The sequence below is a fragment of the Roseibium alexandrii DFL-11 genome (assembly GCF_000158095.2).
Taxonomy (GTDB): Bacteria; Pseudomonadota; Alphaproteobacteria; order Rhizobiales; family Stappiaceae; genus Roseibium; species Roseibium alexandrii.
Genome location: NZ_CM011002.1, coordinates 833,119 through 850,874 on the forward strand (window position 1 = coordinate 833,119; position 17,756 = coordinate 850,874).

20 protein-coding genes are annotated in these 17,756 nt (G+C 56.5%); 4 read left to right on the top strand and 16 right to left on the bottom strand.

Annotated features, from left to right (window positions below; genetic code table 11):
* Window positions 1-16 precede the first annotated feature (16 nt).
* Window positions 17-520, top strand: coding sequence for a DUF302 domain-containing protein (locus SADFL11_RS03920; protein ID WP_008188856.1), 504 nt, complete (start codon window positions 17-19; stop codon window positions 518-520).
* Between the two features lie 25 nt (window positions 521-545).
* On the opposite strand, the gene SADFL11_RS03925 is transcribed toward SADFL11_RS03920, so the two are convergent.
* Both SADFL11_RS03925 and SADFL11_RS03930 read right to left on the bottom strand, forming a co-directional pair.
* The gene (locus SADFL11_RS03925) at window positions 546-1,262 is read right to left on the bottom strand and encodes a DNA alkylation repair protein (RefSeq protein WP_008190318.1); all 717 of its coding nucleotides are present in this window, start codon (window positions 1,260-1,262) and stop codon (window positions 546-548) included.
* A gap of 6 nt (window positions 1,263-1,268) precedes the next feature.
* Window positions 1,269-2,150, bottom strand: a complete 882-nt coding sequence (locus tag SADFL11_RS03930) for an NAD(P)-dependent oxidoreductase (RefSeq protein WP_040452129.1) — start codon at window positions 2,148-2,150, stop codon at window positions 1,269-1,271.
* A 357-nt stretch (window positions 2,151-2,507) separates the two neighbouring features.
* Here SADFL11_RS03930 and SADFL11_RS03935 point away from each other — a divergent pair, with 357 nt between their 5' ends.
* The gene (locus SADFL11_RS03935) at window positions 2,508-3,386 is read left to right on the top strand and encodes a LysR substrate-binding domain-containing protein (RefSeq protein ID WP_040450673.1); all 879 of its coding nucleotides are present in this window, start codon (window positions 2,508-2,510) and stop codon (window positions 3,384-3,386) included.
* 27 nt (window positions 3,387-3,413) lie between these two features.
* Here SADFL11_RS03935 and SADFL11_RS03940 read toward each other — a convergent pair whose 3' ends face one another.
* From SADFL11_RS03940 to SADFL11_RS03960, 5 genes are all read right to left on the bottom strand, one after another.
* Entirely contained in the window at window positions 3,414-4,004 is a 591-nt protein-coding gene (locus SADFL11_RS03940) for a LysE family translocator (protein ID WP_008196573.1), read from the bottom strand.
* Between the two features lie 76 nt (window positions 4,005-4,080).
* Complete coding sequence (locus SADFL11_RS03945; protein WP_040452128.1) at window positions 4,081-5,238, bottom strand: trans-sulfuration enzyme family protein; 1,158 nt, start codon at window positions 5,236-5,238, stop codon at window positions 4,081-4,083.
* Between the two features lie 84 nt (window positions 5,239-5,322).
* The gene (locus tag SADFL11_RS03950) at window positions 5,323-6,150 is read right to left on the bottom strand and encodes an ABC transporter permease (protein WP_008190950.1); all 828 of its coding nucleotides are present in this window, start codon (window positions 6,148-6,150) and stop codon (window positions 5,323-5,325) included.
* Window positions 6,147-6,860 carry an ABC transporter permease gene (locus SADFL11_RS03955; RefSeq protein ID WP_008189881.1) on the bottom strand — a complete coding sequence of 238 codons (714 nt, stop codon included), beginning with the start codon at window positions 6,858-6,860 and terminating at the stop codon, window positions 6,147-6,149. The genes SADFL11_RS03950 and SADFL11_RS03955 overlap by 4 nt, the downstream gene beginning before the upstream one ends.
* A gap of 135 nt (window positions 6,861-6,995) precedes the next feature.
* Window positions 6,996-7,772, bottom strand: coding sequence for an ABC transporter substrate-binding protein (locus tag SADFL11_RS03960; RefSeq protein ID WP_040452127.1), 777 nt, complete (start codon window positions 7,770-7,772; stop codon window positions 6,996-6,998).
* A gap of 506 nt (window positions 7,773-8,278) precedes the next feature.
* Between SADFL11_RS03960 and SADFL11_RS03965 the strand changes: the two genes are divergently transcribed.
* Window positions 8,279-8,926, top strand: a complete 648-nt coding sequence (locus SADFL11_RS03965; RefSeq protein WP_008192920.1) for a glutathione S-transferase family protein — start codon at window positions 8,279-8,281, stop codon at window positions 8,924-8,926.
* Between the two features lie 5 nt (window positions 8,927-8,931).
* Here the strand turns inward: SADFL11_RS03965 and SADFL11_RS03970 are convergent, their stop codons facing one another.
* Complete coding sequence (locus SADFL11_RS03970; RefSeq protein WP_008192740.1) at window positions 8,932-9,864, bottom strand: LysR family transcriptional regulator; 933 nt, start codon at window positions 9,862-9,864, stop codon at window positions 8,932-8,934.
* Between the two features lie 154 nt (window positions 9,865-10,018).
* Here SADFL11_RS03970 and SADFL11_RS03975 point away from each other — a divergent pair, with 154 nt between their 5' ends.
* Entirely contained in the window at window positions 10,019-11,017 is a 999-nt protein-coding gene (locus SADFL11_RS03975) for an MBL fold metallo-hydrolase (RefSeq protein WP_050775951.1), read from the top strand.
* A gap of 39 nt (window positions 11,018-11,056) precedes the next feature.
* Here the strand turns inward: SADFL11_RS03975 and SADFL11_RS03980 are convergent, their stop codons facing one another.
* The 8 genes from SADFL11_RS03980 to SADFL11_RS04015 form a co-directional block, all read right to left on the bottom strand.
* Window positions 11,057-12,334 carry a molybdopterin molybdotransferase MoeA gene (locus SADFL11_RS03980; RefSeq protein WP_008197032.1) on the bottom strand — a complete coding sequence of 426 codons (1,278 nt, stop codon included), beginning with the start codon at window positions 12,332-12,334 and terminating at the stop codon, window positions 11,057-11,059.
* A complete protein-coding gene (mobB, locus tag SADFL11_RS03985; RefSeq protein ID WP_008188764.1) occupies window positions 12,331-12,852 on the bottom strand; it encodes a molybdopterin-guanine dinucleotide biosynthesis protein B in 522 nt (173 codons plus the stop codon). The genes SADFL11_RS03980 and mobB overlap by 4 nt, the downstream gene beginning before the upstream one ends.
* Entirely contained in the window at window positions 12,849-13,502 is a 654-nt protein-coding gene (gene mobA, locus SADFL11_RS03990) for a molybdenum cofactor guanylyltransferase MobA (protein ID WP_008195929.1), read from the bottom strand. Before mobA ends, mobB begins: the two co-directional genes overlap by 4 nt.
* The gene (fdhD, locus tag SADFL11_RS03995; protein WP_008190848.1) at window positions 13,499-14,377 is read right to left on the bottom strand and encodes a formate dehydrogenase accessory sulfurtransferase FdhD; all 879 of its coding nucleotides are present in this window, start codon (window positions 14,375-14,377) and stop codon (window positions 13,499-13,501) included. Before fdhD ends, mobA begins: the two co-directional genes overlap by 4 nt.
* A gap of 81 nt (window positions 14,378-14,458) precedes the next feature.
* On the bottom strand, window positions 14,459-15,628 hold the full coding sequence (locus SADFL11_RS04000) for a benzoate/H(+) symporter BenE family transporter (RefSeq protein WP_008189414.1): 1,170 nt from the start codon (window positions 15,626-15,628) through the stop codon (window positions 14,459-14,461).
* Window positions 15,629-15,734: 106 nt separating this feature from the next.
* Entirely contained in the window at window positions 15,735-16,193 is a 459-nt protein-coding gene (locus SADFL11_RS04005; RefSeq protein WP_008192786.1) for a BLUF domain-containing protein, read from the bottom strand.
* Between the two features lie 208 nt (window positions 16,194-16,401).
* Window positions 16,402-16,992, bottom strand: a complete 591-nt coding sequence (locus SADFL11_RS04010) for a GNAT family N-acetyltransferase (RefSeq protein ID WP_040452122.1) — start codon at window positions 16,990-16,992, stop codon at window positions 16,402-16,404.
* Between the two features lie 38 nt (window positions 16,993-17,030).
* Window positions 17,031-17,711, bottom strand: coding sequence for an SDR family oxidoreductase (locus tag SADFL11_RS04015; protein ID WP_008196220.1), 681 nt, complete (start codon window positions 17,709-17,711; stop codon window positions 17,031-17,033).
* Window positions 17,712-17,756: the final 45 nt, after the last annotated feature.

The window sequence follows — 17,756 nt, forward strand, 5'->3', positions numbered from 1 at the left end:
ATCTTGGGAGGATGGTATGAAAACGGGTTTTACCACAGCTGCCGCCATCGCGATTGGAGCGTTTGGGCTTGTCGGCACTGCAACGGCCGACGCGGCTGACAAGGCAGATGCTCCGGACGGCGTAACGGCCTATTCGGTTGAGGCGGGCTTCGAAGATGTCCGGTTCGGGCTTGAAAACGCGATCATCAACCGCGGCCTCGTCATCGACTACACCTCCCATATTGGCGACATGCTGGCGCGCACGTCCGACGATGTCGGGGGAACAAAACAGATCTATGCCAACGCCCAGGCGATGTTGTTCTGCTCTGCGGATCTGTCGCGAAAAGTGATGGAAGCCGATCCGGCCAACATCGCCTATTGCCCTTACACATTGTTCGTCTACGACACACCGGGAGCGGAAGGCACCGTCACGGTCGGGTTCCGCCGTTTGTCCGAAACCGGGTCAGACGCGTCGAAAGCCGCGATCGGTGACATCAACGCGCTGCTTGACGCCATTGCGCAGGAAGCTGTGTCCGAGTAACGGAGCAGAGGGTAAAGCGGATCACTCAGTCTTTGCTGATTGAAAGGCGCTGGCGCACCTTGTCGGAGTTCAGTTCCCGAAACGCTTCGCGTCCGACCCGCTTCACGGTTTTGTTCTGATCTTCAAAAAGCTCTTCGGCAAGCTTAAGGGCAGGGCCGTGCAAACTGGAAGACCGCTTTCCGATCTGGCGCAAGGCCCAATGCACCGCCTTCCAGACAAAATTTCGGGGGTCGCTGGCAGCTGTTCTGATCAGTGGCAGGTAGCTGAGGAATTCGGTGTCCGGGGATTTCTTGGCGTGAACGGCCCGCCAAGCGATCAGCGCGAAGGCTGCACGCCGGAGGAACTCTTTCTCGTTGGCGGCGAGGGGCGCGATCAAGGCGTCTGACCCTTCGCGCCGTGCAAGGACGTTGGTCAACTGATCGCTGTGGTCCCAGGACCTGATTTCGGACAGCCAATGCAGGGCGCGCGCATCCGTCAAGTTCACTGGTGGAATGATCAAAATAGCGAGCAGACGCGCTTCATGATATCCGCTGGCCCAAAGCTCATCGGCCAGGCTTTCCTGTTTGCCGATGCGCCGCGCCAGGGGGCGAAGTTCTGCCATTGGAACGCCGAAGGCCCTGGACGTATCAATGCCGAACCGCGCCATGCCGGCGCGGTTTTTTTCTGAGCCCAAGGCCGTCAAGGTGTCCAGAACACGGTCGAGAGACCAGTCTTCACCTGATGGTTTTGGGCGGCGGGACACGTTGACTTAGCTTTTGTCAGCGTTCCGCAAGCGGGCAACCAGGCTGGAGGTGTCCCACCGGTTTCCGCCCATGGCTTGCACTTCTGCGTAAAACTGGTCAACCAGCGCGGTGACCGGCAGGCGGGCGCCCGTGTCGCTGGCGGTTTTCAGGCAGATACCCAGGTCCTTGCGCATCCAGTCGACCGCAAAACCATAATCGAACTTGCCGTCACGCATGGTTTCCCAGCGGTTTTCCATCTGCCAGGATTGTGCTGCGCCGCCGCGAATGGCGGAGATGACTGTTTCCACGTCCAGATCCGCCTTTTCGGCGAAGTGGACGGCTTCAGATAGTCCCTGAACCAGACCGGCGATGCAGATCTGGTTGCACATCTTGGTGAGCTGACCGGCGCCGCTCGGGCCCATCAGGCCGACAAATTTGGAAAAGCAATCGATAGCCGGTTTGGCTTTGTCAAAGACATCTTGATCCCCGCCGCACATTACGGTCAAAACGCCGTTTTCAGCACCGGCCTGGCCGCCCGACACAGGTGCGTCGATAAATCCGCAGCCTTTTGCTTTGGCCGCCTCATAAAGTTCGCGGGCGACTTCTGCGGAAGCTGTCGTGTTGTCAACGAAAACCGCGCCGTCCGTGAGGCTGTGAAACGCGCCGTCCGGACCGGTCGTGACAGACCGCAAATCGTCGTCATTGCCAACACAACAGAAGACAAAATCACACCCCTCAGCCGCTTCCTGCGGGGTTTTCGCGAACGCGCCACCATATTCTGCCGCCCATTTTTCTGCCTTCGCAGTTGTGCGGTTGTAGACCGTGACGTCATGGCCGCCCTTGGTCTTCAAAAACCCGGCCATCGGGTATCCCATGACCCCAAGACCGATAAATGCCACCTTTGCCATGATTTTGCTCCCCATGCAGACGAAGGCCCGGCTTGGACCGGGCCTCGGTGTTCAATTGTTCGGCAAAGTTCTAGGGCATCTTGGTGGACTTGTCAGTAACCCGCTCAGATCCAATACGGGCCGCGACGCCACAAGCGTGTGTGCCGTGTTCTTGCAGCCGTTTGCTGATCCTGGTGCTGTTGAGTAACAGGATCAGGGCGTGTGTTCTGTGTGAAGCGTGTTGCCTCAAAGAAAGAACGGGCATAAACATTAAACATGATCTAACATCCTTCTGTCTGGTTGACTGAGGATAATGTGCGCTTTCATGCGTTCTTTTGCGAGTCAGGAAGATTTTTGATATGTAAGGAAAACTAATATATGGATTGGCGCAATATGCCCCCGCTCAACAGCCTTCGCGCGTTTGCAACTGTCGCAGAAAGCAAAAGCCTGTCCGCTGCCGGACGCGAGTTGAACGTCACACATGCAGCGATCAGCCAGCAGGTTCGGGCTCTGGAGAAACACCTTGGCCTCCCGCTCGTTACTCGGGCAGGGCGTGGAATTGATCTCACAGACGAAGGACGGCAGCTCTATGAGGGCCTTCGGAAGGGGTTTGAAACGATCGGCGAAACCGTTGAGGCCATTGGCACGAGCGGAGAGGCCCGCCCGCTGAACATCACGATGACCCCCTCATTTGCAGTGAGTTGGTTGATGCCAAGGATCAATGATTTCCGGCATAAGCATCCCGATATTGAATTGATGCTCAATCCCAGCGCTGATGTGACTGAGTTGGCGCCGGGCGGTACTGATCTTGCCATTCGCTTCGGGAGGGGCAATTGGCCGGGACTGGAGGCCGAATTGTTCTTGGCAACGAATTTTGTGGTTGTCGGCGCGAATTGTCTAATCGGCGACCGGAAAATGGATAAACCGGAAGACATTCTGGAGTTTCCCTGGCTCCAGGAATACGGGACCAACGAATTGGCTCTCTGGCTGGAAAAGCAGGGTGTCGTTCCAAAAAACAAGCTGAGCGTCACCCACTTGCCTGGCTATATGGTGTTGGAAGGTCTCCGAAGGGGAGAAGGCATTTCCGCGACCGCAAAAACCTTCATTCAGCCAGACATTGATGCCGGCAATTTGAAGGTGCTCTTTGAAGAGGGTGTTTACCCGGGAACCGGATATCATCTGGTCACCCGACCGGGCGTAAAGCGACCCGCCCTGAAGAGCTTTATCAGCTGGCTCCGCTCGATGATGCAGGAATGAGTAGAGCAGTCTTTTTGTTGCGGCGGGTTATTTGGGCGCAAGCAACGCGAGACCGACCACAATCAACATTGAAATTGCCATGGCGATGTTCACCCGCCGTTGCACATGCGGGGCGAGATTAAGCCGATGGATCGTCATTCCAACATATAACCAACCAAAATGAATCGGGATCCAGATCAGGTTCATAATCAGGAACTTGAGTAAAGTTTCGGCGACCAAACTCGACGGCAAAAAAGCAAATCCCGTCAGCAAGGTTGTGTTCACGGCATAGGCCTTGGGGTTGACCAACTGGAGCGTGACGCCTGCTAAAAAACCGGGCGCGCTTGGTGCCTCCTTGAACGCAATACGGGTTCCTGCGAAGGCAATTCGATAGGCGAGGTAAAGGAGGTAAAGCACCGAGGCGATCAGCAGACCTGCGCGAATGTTTTCGTTCGCCAGGATTACAGTCGCCATGCCAGACACGACGGCGATCGCAACCAGGTTTGTGCCGACAAACAGTCCGCCGATATAGCGAGCGCCGGGACCAAAACCGAACGCAGATCCAACGCCTGCTACCGACAAGACGCCGGGCCCAGGAGTGATGATCAAGAAGAAAACAGCAAGAGCGAGTGTGATCATGCGCGTCCTCCTCTCAATATGTGTCGGATCAACGGCCTATTGCGACTGATGTGTCTGGTTTTCCCAGGATTATGGGTTAGATCGTCTTCAGTGCCGCATCGAAGTCGGCGATCAGATCATCGATATGTTCAATGCCAAGCGAAAGGCGCAGGAGGTTTCCAGGAATGCCGGAGGTTTCGCCTTCAATCGAACGGCGGTGCTCGATGAGGCTTTCCGTACCGCCCAGCGATGTTGCCCGCTGGAAAAGCTTCAGGGCTCCGGTGACTTTGAGCGCTTCCTCTTTGCCACCCTTGGTCTGAACGGACATCAGAGATCCATATCCGCCCGCCATCTGTGCCTTGGCAACCGTGTGGTCTGTGTGGCCGGGAAGCCCGGGATAAAGAACTTTCTCGATCTTCGAGTGTGTCTCAAGGTGGTCCGCCAAAGCCTGTGCGTTGGCATTCATGCGTTCAACGCGGAGGCTCAGGGTTCTGAGGCCCCGCAGCAGCAGCCAGGCTTCGAACGACCCCATCACGGCACCGGCCATCTTGCGTTCCGCCTTGATCAAGTCCCAGGCTTCGGACTTGGCATCGCGTGCGGTGATGACACCGCCAAGCAGGTCGGAGTGTCCGTTCAGCGCTTTTGTTGCCGAATGCATGACCAGATCCGCTCCAAGTGTGAGGGGCTTTAAGATCAACGGGGTCGCGGCTGTGGCGTCGACCGCAAGCAGTGCGCCAGCTGTTTTACAGAGTGCCGCGGCTTTCTCGATGTCGGCGACCTTGAGGTACGGGTTGCTTGGAACCTCAAGCCAGACAAGGTCGGGTTTGGTGATCGCCAGTTCGTCGCTGAAGGTGGCGAGATCGCTCGCATCGCACTCAACCAGTGCGATGTTGTTGCGGGCGCAATGTTCGCGCAGGAACAGCGTTGTTCCCCAATAAATCCCGGATTGGGCCATCAAAGTGCCGCCGGGTTTTACGACACGCGCAACAGCTGCAACTGCGGCCATGCCTGAAGAGAACAGCCGGCTTCCCGCGCCGTTTTCCAGCGTTGCGAGCAGATTTTCCGTCTTGCGGAAGAGGTCATTGTCGTCCCGGCTATAAAGGTGCCCGTCGCTTATCAAGGCGTAGTTTTCGTCCCGCACAAATGTTGTTGCCACCGGAATGGGAGGCACAACAGCCCCGGTCGCGGCATCGAACCCTCCGCCGCCATGGGCGAGGAGCGTGTCAGCGTGAAGCGGTGGTTTGTGTGAGGACATGAAAGGCTCCATCACCACGCCCGGGGCCGAGACCTGACGGGCGGGTTTATCAATAGTGAAGAATTGGAGAAGCGGTGAGGGGGCTCATCGCTTCAAATGCCGGGTCAGCCGTGCTTCAATCTTGTCCCAGATCCGGCGCAGCGTTTCCACGATCAACAGATAGGCAACCGCCGCCCAGATGTAAGCCTGGAAGTCGTAGGACCGCGAATAGGCACGGCGGGTTTCGCCCATGAGATCGTAGATTGTCACGATCGAGGCAATGGCCGATCCCTTGATCATCAGGATGATTTCGTTGCCATAGGGCCGCAAGGCGACCATCAAGGCCTGAGGCAGGATGATCTTGAAGAAAATCACGTTCCGGGAGAGTCCAAGCGCTTCGCCGCCCTCCCATTGGCCTTTCGGCACGTTCTGGATCGCTCCGCGCAAAATCTCGGCCTGATAGGCTGCCGTGTTCAGTGAGAACGTAAAGATCACACAGTACCAGGCGTCCCGGAAGAACCACCAGAGGCCGGCGGCTTTCAGTTCCTCACTGAAAGACCCAAAGCCGTAATAGACCATGAACGCCTGTGCGAGCAGTGGAGTGCCACGGAAGAAGTTCACATAGGCATAGGCCGGCCAGGAGAAGATCTTCAGTTTTGACGCGCGCCCGGCTGCAATCGGCACCGACAGCAGCGCCCCCAGCACCAGTGAGACGCTGACGATCTGGATCGTGACGATGAAACCATCAACATATTCCGGCCAGTATTTCTGGAAGAACGGGCTCGCGACGTTCGAGCCAAGAAAGTACAGCAGATAGAGACCGGACAGGATCCAAAGCGCCATCAGCACATGGCCGGCAATCCGGAGGTTGGTCCACTTTTTCTGCGGTGGTGGCGGGCGTGTCATGCCGGTTGAGGGATTGGCTGCGATCATCTTGCTGCATCTCCCCGTTTGGACCAGCGCTCAATGCGGAGAAGCCCCACAGAGGAAATCATGGTCAGAAGGAGATAGATCACCAGCACCAGCCCGAAGAACAGGAACGGTTCTTTGGTCACACGTGCAGCAATTCCGGCTTCGCGAACAAGGTCAGCCAAGCCGATGACGGAGACAAGTGAGGTTTCCTTCAAGAGGATCAGCCAGAGGTTTCCGAGCGCGGGCAAGGCAAGGCGGATCAGCTGCGGCAGGATGATAAAACGCATTGTCTTGTAGCGCGACAGGCCGAGAGCGTAACCGCCTTCATACTGGCCTTGCGGGATGCCGTTGAACGCGGACAGGAAGGCTTCGGAGGCATAGGAGGAAAACACCAAAGACAGCGCCACCATACCTGCGACGAACGAGTTGACCTCGAAATAGATGTCATAGCCGAGCAGCTTGATGAATTCCTGGATGGCGATTTGAACGCCGAAATAGACGAGGAACAGGGTCAGGAGCTCTGGAAGGCCACGGAAAATTGTTGTGTAGATGTTGGCCGCCAGCTTGAGGCTGGGTTCGGACGATTTTTTGGCCAGTGCAATTAGAAAACCAAGGATAAGCCCGATCGGTAAGGTTGCGAGCGCCAGCGATACGGTGATCAGCACACCTGAGGCAATCGTGTCACCCCAGCCTTGTTCCCCAAAAGATAACAGCGTCAAAGCTTCATTCATGAGCCGGCGCTTCTTTCTGTTTTGTCGTTGTTTTTTCCAGCCGCCCCTTTGGCTGGCAGCGTGAGGACCACCTCACGATAAAGCGTGGCCCGGAGATCCGCGCCACGCTTCAAAGGTTTTCACACCGCGATCAGATTAGCCGCCGTATACGTCGAAGGAGAAGTACTTATCGTTGATTTCTTTGTACTTTCCGTTCGCAAGGATGGCTTCAATCGCTGCGTTGAATTTATCTTTCAGCTCATCTTCGCCCTTGCGGAGCGCGATGCCAGCGCCTTCACCGTTGATGACCGGATCGGATTTCAGCGTGCTCAGAACTTTACAGCATGCACCGTTGTCGGTTGCGAGCCAGTCTGACAGAACCACAACGTCTTCGATCACAGCGTCGATACGGCCGTTTTCGAGATCCAGCTTGTACTCATCAGCAGTCGGATACAGCTTCAGCTCGGCATCCGGGAAGTGTGCTTCGGCATAGTTGGAGTGGGTCGTGGAGGACTGTGCACCAAGAAGAATGCCGCTCAGGTCTTCCTTGGTAACACCTGTCAGCTTGGTGTCTTTCGGAACACCGATTGACGGCGGGGTGTTGTAATACTTGTTGGTGAAGTCGACCTTCTGCTTGCGCTCTTCGGTGATCGACATGGACGCGATGATGGCGTCGTATTTGCCAGCCTGCAGTGCCGGGATCATGCCGTCCCAGTCCTGAGTGACGAATTCGCACTCGACCTTCATTTCTTCGCAAAGAGCGTTGGCGATATCGATGTCGAAGCCAACAAGCTGACCGTCAGCGGTCAGGGAGTTGAACGGAGGGTAGGCGCCCTCAGTTCCGATGCGGACCTTGGACCAGTCTTTTGCAGTTGCGCCACCAACCGTGGCCAGGACTGCAACCGCAGCTGCGGCCATACGCACAAAACGCATATTGATTCCCCTAGTATTTTGTTTGGGTTTCAGGCGGGTTCGTCCCGCCATTTTGCCCGAAGGCCCTATTCCATACACTTCGATCCAAATTTCAAGCATGCCCATGAAAAAAACACAGCGGAAATTTGCCTTTTTTTGATCCAAATTGGCATGCCGTAGGGAAATGCTGAGCGGTTGGCGAACATTGTTGTTTGGTTTTGCCCAATATCGAGACAATTATCTTTCGCGGCCGTGTGGGAAGCAGGGCTGTCGCGTTTTGGGCAAACGGCCGGCGTTTGGGGACGGTGTCAACGGTCAATTACTGCGGAAGTTCTATCCGCCTTAAGTCGAAAAGCACTTATCAAACAGCTTGCCGTCGTCCATTCATGAGACTTCCTTATGGGATTGATGAACTTATTCAATTTGATGCGGCAGCTGGGTGCCGTTAGGACACTATCGCCCGGCACAGTTTGCCGGTCGTATCTCATGACACAATCTGGCAGCGGATTTGAAAGCGGGCGGAGCAGATGGCCGAATTTGAACTCTTCATCGGGAACAAGAACTATTCGACTTGGTCGTTCCGGCCCTGGATCGCCATGCGGCACAAGGGCATTGCGTTCAAGGAAACACTTGTTCCTTTCGACTTTGAGAACGGCAATCCGAAGTTTCGTGACTTTTCGCCAAGTATGAAAGTTCCTGTGCTGAAGCACGGTGATCTTACGGTCTGGGACAGCCTGGCAATCCTTGAGTATGTTGCCGATTGTGAACCAGAGACGGGGCTTTGGCCGGCGGACCCGAGAAAGCGTGCGCGCGCACGATCAATCTCGGCCGAAATGCACTCAGGCTTTCCGGCGCTGAGAGCCGAATGTCCGATGAACATGCGCCGCCCCGCCGGACAGCGATCCGTCAGCGAGGCCGTCAAGGCGGAGGTCGCCCGGATCCTTCAGATTTGGGATGAGTGTCTCGAGGCCTCTGGCGGACCGTTTTTGTTCGGCGATTTCACAATTGCCGATGCCATGTATGCGCCGGTTGTGAGCCGCTTTGACACATACGGTCTCAGCGATGCGTCTGTTGCCGCGAGATACAGTCAGACCTTGCGCGGGCTTGACGCCTGGCAAGCTTGGGAGGCCGATGCTCTCAAGGAGACATGGGTCGTCGCCGTCGATGAGGTTTGACGTCTTTATTCCGCTGCAGCCAAATGGGCAGTCGGGTCTGCGAAGGCCTGCTGCCCATCCAGATGTGCTTGAAGGTCCGAGACAAACTGGCGGACTTTCATCGGAATAAACCTGTACGATGGATAGACTGCGTGGATGGGATGAACACCATAGGACCAGTCTTCAAGGATCAGTTCCAGTTCGCCTGTTCCAAAGTGTGGTGCTGAGAGCCAGGTGACAGCGGTGGAGATGCCCAATCCTGCGATCGCTGCACGGCGGAGGGCCGCAGAATTGTTGATCACCATTGTTGGCGACACAGCAACTTTGGCTGCCTTTCCGGTGGGGCCGACGAGCTCGATGGAACCAGCTTCAGCGATATGCGGATAAAGCAGGAAGTCGTGCGTTTTGAGATTTTCCGGTGTTTCGGGGCGTCCCCTCCGGTTCAGATAGTCTGGTGAGGCAACAAGGCATCGTTTCATGTCGCCGAGCTTCTTGACGATCAACCGGTCGTCACGCAAATGCCCCATGCGTATGGCGACATCAATCCGCTCCTTTTGCAGATCCACCATGGCGTCCGACAGTTGCACGTCGAACAAGATGTTCGGATAGGCCGCCTTGAACTTAGTGAGGAAGCCCGCCAGCTCCGGCTCGGTGAAGGCGTACGGCAGGCTAACGGTGAGGCGGCCACTCATTTGGGCTTCATTGCTTTGTACCGACCGGTCCGCCTCGGAGAGCTTTTCCAGAATGTCACTGGCATAGGCGAAATAACGCTCACCCGCCTCGGTCAACGACAAGCGCCGGGTCGTGCGGTTGATCAACCGCGTTCCGAGCGTGTCCTCCAGGCTTCGGACCTGTTGACTGACCGCTGGTTGTGACACGCCAAGATGCGTTGCGGCCGCGGAAAAGCTGCCCAGTCTCACCGCGTTCACAAAACTGCTGAGCGCGCTCAATTTGTCCATTTCAGCCTCCAGGTACGCCAGAGAAGATTATTCATAAGACGAGCTTCTGGTTCTTATAAATAATCTCCGGCTTTAAAATCCAGAGGAATAAATCAATTAAAGGGCACGGCCTCTTTCGGGGGGCGGATTGGCAGAACGGCATTGGAGAACAGGTATGACCGTTGAAACAATTTCCATGAACCGGCGCGGCTTTTTGGGCGGCGCCATGACCGGCGGTGCTGCACTTGGCGCGGCAAGTGCTTTGAGCCTGGTCCCGGCAACAGCACATGCAGCAGCGCCTTTGGCCGGGTCGCCGATGGCAGGTGCGTTGCGGCGCAAGGTCGGTAATTTCGAAGTGACGGCGCTCCTCGACGGTTACCTGCAACTAGGTCCAGAACTGATTGTCGGTTATGAGGAAGAAACTGCGGCGAAGCTGCGTAAGGCGGCGTTCATTGAGAGCCAAGCGCTCACGGGACCGGTGAACGCTTATCTCGTAAACACCGGCGACAAATTGGTGCTGATCGATGCGGGCACATCCGACAAGATGGGGCCAACTCTTGGGCATCTCGGCAGTGCTTTGTCCGCAGCTGGTGTTACACCGGAACAGATCGATGCGGTTCTGATAACCCACATGCACCCGGACCACCTTTTCGGCGTGCTAACACCGACCGGCAAAAAGGCGTTCCCGAATGCTGAATTGCTGCTGCCTGAGCTGGATAACATCTTCTGGTACGATGATGCAGCAATGAACGCAGCGCCCGAGCAGTTCAAACCGTTTTTCCTAGGGGCTCGCGCAAGCGCAGATGCCTACAAGTCCACCCAGTCACTGTTCAATCCGGGAAAGGAACTCTTTCCGGGTATCACTGCGAAGGCCTTGCCGGGTCACACGCCCGGACATGTCGGTTTTGTGATCGAAAGCAATGGCGAACAGCTGATCATTGCGGCGGACATCATTCACGCAACAACGTATCAATTCGAGAACCCGGAATGGGCGATTGCCTTTGATATTGATCCAGCGCAGGCAATTGAAACCCGGAAGAAGTTTTTCGATGAGGTTTCGGCCGACAGGGTGATGTTTGCCGGAATGCACATCCCGTTCCCGGGTTTTGGCTATCTCGCCAAACAGGGCGATGGCTACCGCTTCGTCGCGGCCGACTGGCCGTACACCTTCTAAGGGACTTCTGAAAGAAGTGGGAGCGCTTGGACGGCGCTCCTACACAACGCCCATACCGGAGAACGGCAGGAAGGTGACCAGCTCACCGCGTTTTACCGATGTTGCGTCTTCCGGGATCTCGATCAGCCCGTCCGCTTCCCGCAGCCCTGTGATGAGACCAGAGCCATCGCGGTCGAATTTGCGGGCGATCGTCTTGCCGTTTTCGTCTATTCCGAGGATGCCTCTGTAGAATTCCCGGCGGTCCGGTTTCTTCTTTGGAACCTCGAAGTCAGCCGGGGCCTGGAATCGTTGCGGTTCGACAAAACCGCCACCGCCCAGAACACTGAGGACAGGGCGGCCATAGAGCAGAAAACAGACCATGGCCGCGACCGGGTTGCCGGGCAGTCCAAGAAATACGCAGTTTCCGATCTGGCCAAACATCATTGGCCGGCCCGGCTTGATAGCGAGTTGCCACATATGCCGCTGGCCAAGCTTTTCCAGCGCGGTCTGCATGTGATCTTCCTCACCGCGGCTTGCCCCGCCGGTCGTCAGGATAATGTCGAACGTCTTTGATGCTTCCGCCAGGGTGCGTTCGACCAGACCGGCATCGTCCTTCAAGATCCCCAGATCTTCGATCTCAACCGGCAATCCTGCGGTGAGGCTTTTCAGCAAGTAATGATTGGAATCGTAGACATCCCCGATGGTGATCAGATCGCCAGGCCGGCGCAATTCATCGCCGGTTGAAACGAGCGCAACCTTGAGCTTTCGATAGACCGTAATTTTGGCAAGCCCGGTTGATGCAATCGCTGCGAGGTCCTGGGGTTTAAGCCGGTGCCCGGAGGTCAGTATCTTCGTGCCTTCGGCAACATCTTCCCCGGCCTTCCGGCAGTTGGCACCTTTCTTCAGGCCTTGGGGCACGATGACGAAATCTTCGCCGTCCTGGCGGTGGGTTTCGCAGTCTTCCTGCATGGCGACCGTGTCAGCGCCCGGCGGCATGACGGCACCGGTGAAGATCCGGGCGGCGCCCCATGGTGCAAGCATTTCGTTGGAGGCATGACCGGCGGCGACACGCTGGCGCAATCGGAAAAAACCGCCGGCTTCATCGTGGTCCGCAAAGCGGAATGCATACCCGTCGACAGCGGAATTATCGGCGAGTGGAATGTTGCGTGGTGCCGTGATGTCTTGCGCCAGGATCCGGCCGAGCGCTTCGCCCAAGGGAATGGTCTGTGACAGGGCTACCGGCGCAAGCCTGTCTTTTAGAATTGCCAGTGCCTCGGCGTGTTTCAGCCGGTCCTTGTCGTGCAGAAAGCAGTCGTTCAAGAGAGGCTTGGCCGTCATGACTGGACACTCTGCAGGCTGAGGTGGCTGGTTATAAAGTCAGCAAGACCGGAAACATCGTCGAGATCATAAACAGGCAGCGTTTCGTCAGGGATTGCATGATCAGCGGCAACAGCCAAAATGTGCGGGTCGTCCGGTGACAAAGGGCCTTTGCTGGCCGATTCGGTGCGTCGTGCTTCAATCTTCGGATGGTTTTCCCGTTTGTACCCTTCGATCAGGATCAGGTCGCAGGGTGCCAGGCGCGGGAGAATTGCTGAAAGCGGTGGCTCTTCTTCCTCGCGCAGCTCGTGCATCAAGGCCCATCGGCGGCCGGATACGAGCGCGACTTCAACGGCACCAGCTTCCCGGTGCCGGTAACTGTCAGCGCCTGGCCGATCGATATCGAAGTTGTGGTGTGCGTGTTTGACGGTAGACACCTTAAGACCACGCGACGTGAACTCCGCCACCAGCCGGGTCACCAGTTGCGTCTTGCCGGAGTTCTTCCAGCCAGTAATTCCAAAGACAGGCGTTGATATCATGAGGACAAAAGGCTCGCCGCGTTGCGGGCCGTCTCAAGATCATCCGGCCGGTTGGCATTGAAGAACGGATCCAGGCCGGTCGCCTGATCCAACTCGAAACCGACTTCGATGCTGTCATGCCGGTCAACAAAGGCGAGTACCTTGCCGCTTTGTCCCGTCGACAGCCAGTCGTGCAGATCGTTATAGAGCGCGACCGGCCAAAGACCAAAGACCGGGTGGAGTTTGTCAGAAGAGCTGGCGAGTGCAATCACCGGTTCACCGCCGGGAACCGCTCCAAGGAAACGATCAACCAGGTTGGCCGGATAGAACGGCGTATCACCGGCGACTGACACGACATGACTGACGTGAGGCAGATTGCGCCGTGCGTGACCAAGTCCGGCGAGGACACCGGCAAGAGGGCCTGCAAAACCGCCGATCGGATCAGGTTCGACAGGAAACTGGAACTGGGCAAATCGCTCCGGATCGCCATTTGCGTTTAAAACAATCTGCGAGACCTGAGGTGTGAGCCGGTTCAGAATGATCTCCAGCATCGATTTCCCGTTAAGATCAATGAGCGTCTTGTCGCCGCCGCCCATCCGGCGCGATTGTCCGCCGGCGAGTACACAGCCAAGGACACAGTCTTTGGAGATCCGAGCATTTGCCGGGGTCATTCCGCTTTTTCACTCCCTTTCCGGCCGGATCCACGGGGTTCGTCTTCCGCAAGCGCGGGATCCATATCAAAGTCTATTCGTTCAGAGCCGGACAGCACGACGAATCTCTTGCCGCGTGCCCGGCCAATCAAGGTCAAACCGGCTTGCTGTGCAAGCTCCACACCCCAAGCGGTAAATCCTGACCGAGAGACGAGAATCGGGATGCCCATCATCACGGTCTTGATCACCATTTCTGACGTCAAACGCCCGGTTGTGTAGAAGATCTTATCCTCTGCTGGAACCTTGTTCAGCTCCATCCAGCCGGCGATCTTGTCGACAGCGTTGTGGCGGCCGACGTCCTCCATATAGACCAACGGCTGGTCATGACGGCACAATACGCAGCCATGGATCGCGCCAGCTTCCAGATAAAGCGACGGTGTTGTGTTGATCGCCCTGGTAAGCGCATAGAGCCAGGATGTTTTTAGCCGCGCGTCTTTTGGAAGGTCGATGGTTTCGAAGCCCTCCATGACATCTCCGAACACGGTGCCTTGCGCGCAGCCGGAGGTCCTGACCTTCTTCTTTAGCTTGTCTTCGAAGTTGGTTTCGCGCTCGGTGCGCACAATAACGACTTCAAGATCGTCATCATACTCGATCCCGGTAATGACATCGTCGGGTGCCAGCATGTTCTGGTTTTTGAGATAGCCGACGGCAAGCAGATCAGGATGATCGCCAATGGTCATCATCGTGACCACTTCCTGAGAATTCAGAAACAAAGTCAGGGGTTTTTCGGTGACCACCCTGGTGTCGACCTCGGCACCGGTGTGGTCGATACCGGTTACGGAAGTCGAGAGAGCGGGATTGTAAGGGTCGGGTTGCAGAATGTAGGGCGCCGTCACAGGCACAGAACTCCAAGGTTGTTTCGTCTGGAAGACTATGGGAGCCAAAGGGAGAAGGGCAAGCTCTATTGGGTCCTGATCCTAAGTCTGTTTTCGAAACCGCATAAGTGCCATGAAAGCCCCGCCTGCAAGAAGTCCCCAAAATGCTCCGGACACCCCGAAGAAGCTGACACCGGAGGCCGTGATTGCAAAGGTGATGATGGCGCTGTCTCGCGTTTCGGCCTCTTTGGTAGCTTCACCGATTGAAAACGCAAGCGCGCCAAGCAAGGCAAGACCTGCCACGGCTTCGATCAAGATGCCAGGTGTGGCCGCCACTAAAGCCATGACCAGACCGGCGAAGAGACCGAACAGGACATAGATCACACCTGCGAACACGGCCGCCCAATAGCGGGCGGCTGGATCCTTATGCGCATCTTCACCTGCGCACATGGCGGCCGTGATTGCGGCAAGGTTTACGGCGTGCCCGCCGAACGGAGCCGACAGCAAGCTGAAGACGCCGGACAGCGTAAACAGTGAGCTGCTGTTCGGCTGGTAGCCAAAGGCCCTCAAGACCGCGATGCCCGGTATGTTTTGAGACGCCATCGTTACGATGAAAAGCGGCAGCGCAATGCTGACAAAAGCCTCGAAGGTGAACACGGGTAGGATAACAATCGGCTTGCTGATCAGAGGTGTTTCAGCAAGAGAAAGCGACCCGCCCGTCAGAAACGCAATGCCGAAGGTGACGACCATGGCTAGCGGGACGGCGTAAAGCCGGGCGAAACGAACAGCGACTGCCCAAGTCAGGATTACCGCCAATGCATAGACCGGCATTTCGCCAACAGCCCGCACCGGAGCAAGACACAGCCCGAAAAGGACGCCCGCCAGCATGGCATTGGCAAGCGGACTTGGGATCGCTGCAACGGCGCGTCCAAATGGACGGATCAGGCCTGCCAGAATGATCAGGACCGCGCAGACAACAAAGGCGCCAACAGCAGCTGCGAAACCGCCGTCGACTGCGCCGGCGGAAGCAAGCAAGGCTGCACCGGGTGTCGACCAGGCAATGCTGACCGGGATCTTTGTCCAAAGCGATGCAACGACAGCGCAGAGGCCCATTGAGATGGACAGAGCCATCAAGCCGCTGGTTGCCTCGGCGGGCGTGGCTCCGGTGGCATTCAACCCCTGAATGACGATGGCAAAAGAGCTTGCAAAGCCGACGATTGCGGCGAGCAGTCCGGCAGAAAAGGACTGGAAAGACGGGCGTGCGGCGGGCATGAAAATGTGATTCCAAGGAAAGGGAACCACACCCTAATCCGCACGGAGTGGAGATGGCCAGATCAGTTCAGCCGCAAACCGTTCTCTTTGGAGATCGGGCCGGGGCTCAGATCATCAACATGTCGTTTGTCATCCGGCCTTCGCGCAGCTCCTTGGCGAAGTGGCTGAGCGCCAGATACGCCTCTTCGCGGGTGACTTCACCTGGATGATCAAGGAGTGGGCGGAGCTCTGCATGCCGGGATGCAGCAATGCCATCCGTCAAATCGCGGAAGAACATCAGCGAGTTCGGAAACAACCGGTAATCGGCCGGCTCGTGAATGATGCCCTCAATGTCGTGGAGGCGCGGATCGTTCATGACACAATACACTGTGTCGAGCACCGGTCCGGTATAGCCTTCCAGAACCTGAATAATGTGCTGATCGACCAATAGCAAAGCCCCGGTAACACCTGCACGACGGTTGATGCGCCGAATGCGTAGCAAGGTCTTGTCGATTTCATCCGGCAGGGCCAAGCGCATGTTGTCCCATTTGATTTTGCTGCGGTAGCAGGCCCGGTAGAGTTCCATTGCTCGTGTCCCATCAAATCCCCGATAAGACCAGCCTGCGCTTCAATTCCTCACATTTGCTTAAAATTTGAATCAAATTGGAAGAAGAGGGCCGGTTTTCGACAGGTCCTCACTTGGGTCTGCTGATTCCGGTGCTGTTGGTTCAAAAGAACAGCGTCAAGAAACCTGTGCACAAATACATTGGCTGATCTTCTTGTGTGCAAGCGGCTCAGATGTCCCGTGACAGCTTGAACATTAGGCCGTTCTTAACCGCTGGCCATTCGTGTGGAAGAATCGAATAGACAGCCGTATCTCTCAGCGCGCCATCTGCGGATCTTTGATGGGACCGCAAGACGCCATCAAGCCGTGCACCGAGCCGCTCGATGGCTGTCCGGCTCTGGCGGTTCAGGAAGTGGGTCCGGAACTCCACCGCTATACAGTCCAGCTCTTCAAATGCATGCGTGAGCAGCATCAACTTACACTCGGTGTTGAGACCGGTTCTTTGAACGGATTTGCGATACCAGGTGGAGCCAATCTCGACCCGTTCGTGAACAGGGTCGATGTTCATGTAAGTGGTCATCCCGACCGCCTTGCCATCCGGTGTGAGAACCGCAAAGGGCAACATCGAGCCGGCATCCTGCAATCCCAGGCGCCGCTCTATTTCTGCCCGAACGTCTGCAGGCTTCGGAATGCTCGTATACCAGGCCTTCCATAGATCCCCTTCAGCCGAGGCTTCTGAAAGATCGTCCGCGTGCTCAAGGCTGAGAGGAACGAGTGAGACATATGTACCGGTCAAGGTAATTGGTGGGGGCCAGGACATCGAATGATCCGCCAATTTGTTGGTGCGTTGGTTGTCTATCAGAAGGGCCGTTCTTCGCCGCTCCATTTGAAGAACTTGCCGGTGTCTTTCAACGTGAGGGTTTCACTTAGGTTCAGAATGCCGGTAGCGACATCGGCTGGACAATTGTCGGCCTCCGGTCCGCCCATGTCGGTGCGGACCCAGCCCGGATCGATCAAGGCAACTGGAACACCTTCGTCTTCGAGCTCTGTTGCCAAACCTTGCATCACCTTGTTCACAGCCGCCTTGGATGCGCGGTAGGCAATACGGTCGGACTTGCGATAGCCCATCCAGGACATCTGGCTGGAGACCGTGATGATTGTGCCGGGTTTGTCTTTCAGGATGTGAGCTAGAAAGGATTGGCTGACGGCAAGTGGCCCAAGCGTGTTGATTGCCAGTGTTTCGTGAAAGCCGTCATAGTCCGTATCAAGCGGGCTTTGCCGATCGGGGCCGATAATGCCTGCGTTGTTGATCAGGACATCGATAGGGGCGTCGAGCGCGTCGGCAGCTGCTTCCACAGCCTTGTGATCGGTAACGTCGAAAACAAGAGGCATGACTTTGCCTTCAAAGGCCTCAGTGATTTCGCGGGCGGCCTCTTCTGACCTCACGGACCCATAAACAGTCCAGCCTTTGGCAAGAGCGGCGGCGACAAGTTCGCGTCCAATTCCGCGATTGATGGCGGTAATCAGGCAGGTGGTCATAGGTTTTCTCGAAAAGTGGTTGTTCAGGTGAAAGAGCAGAAACTA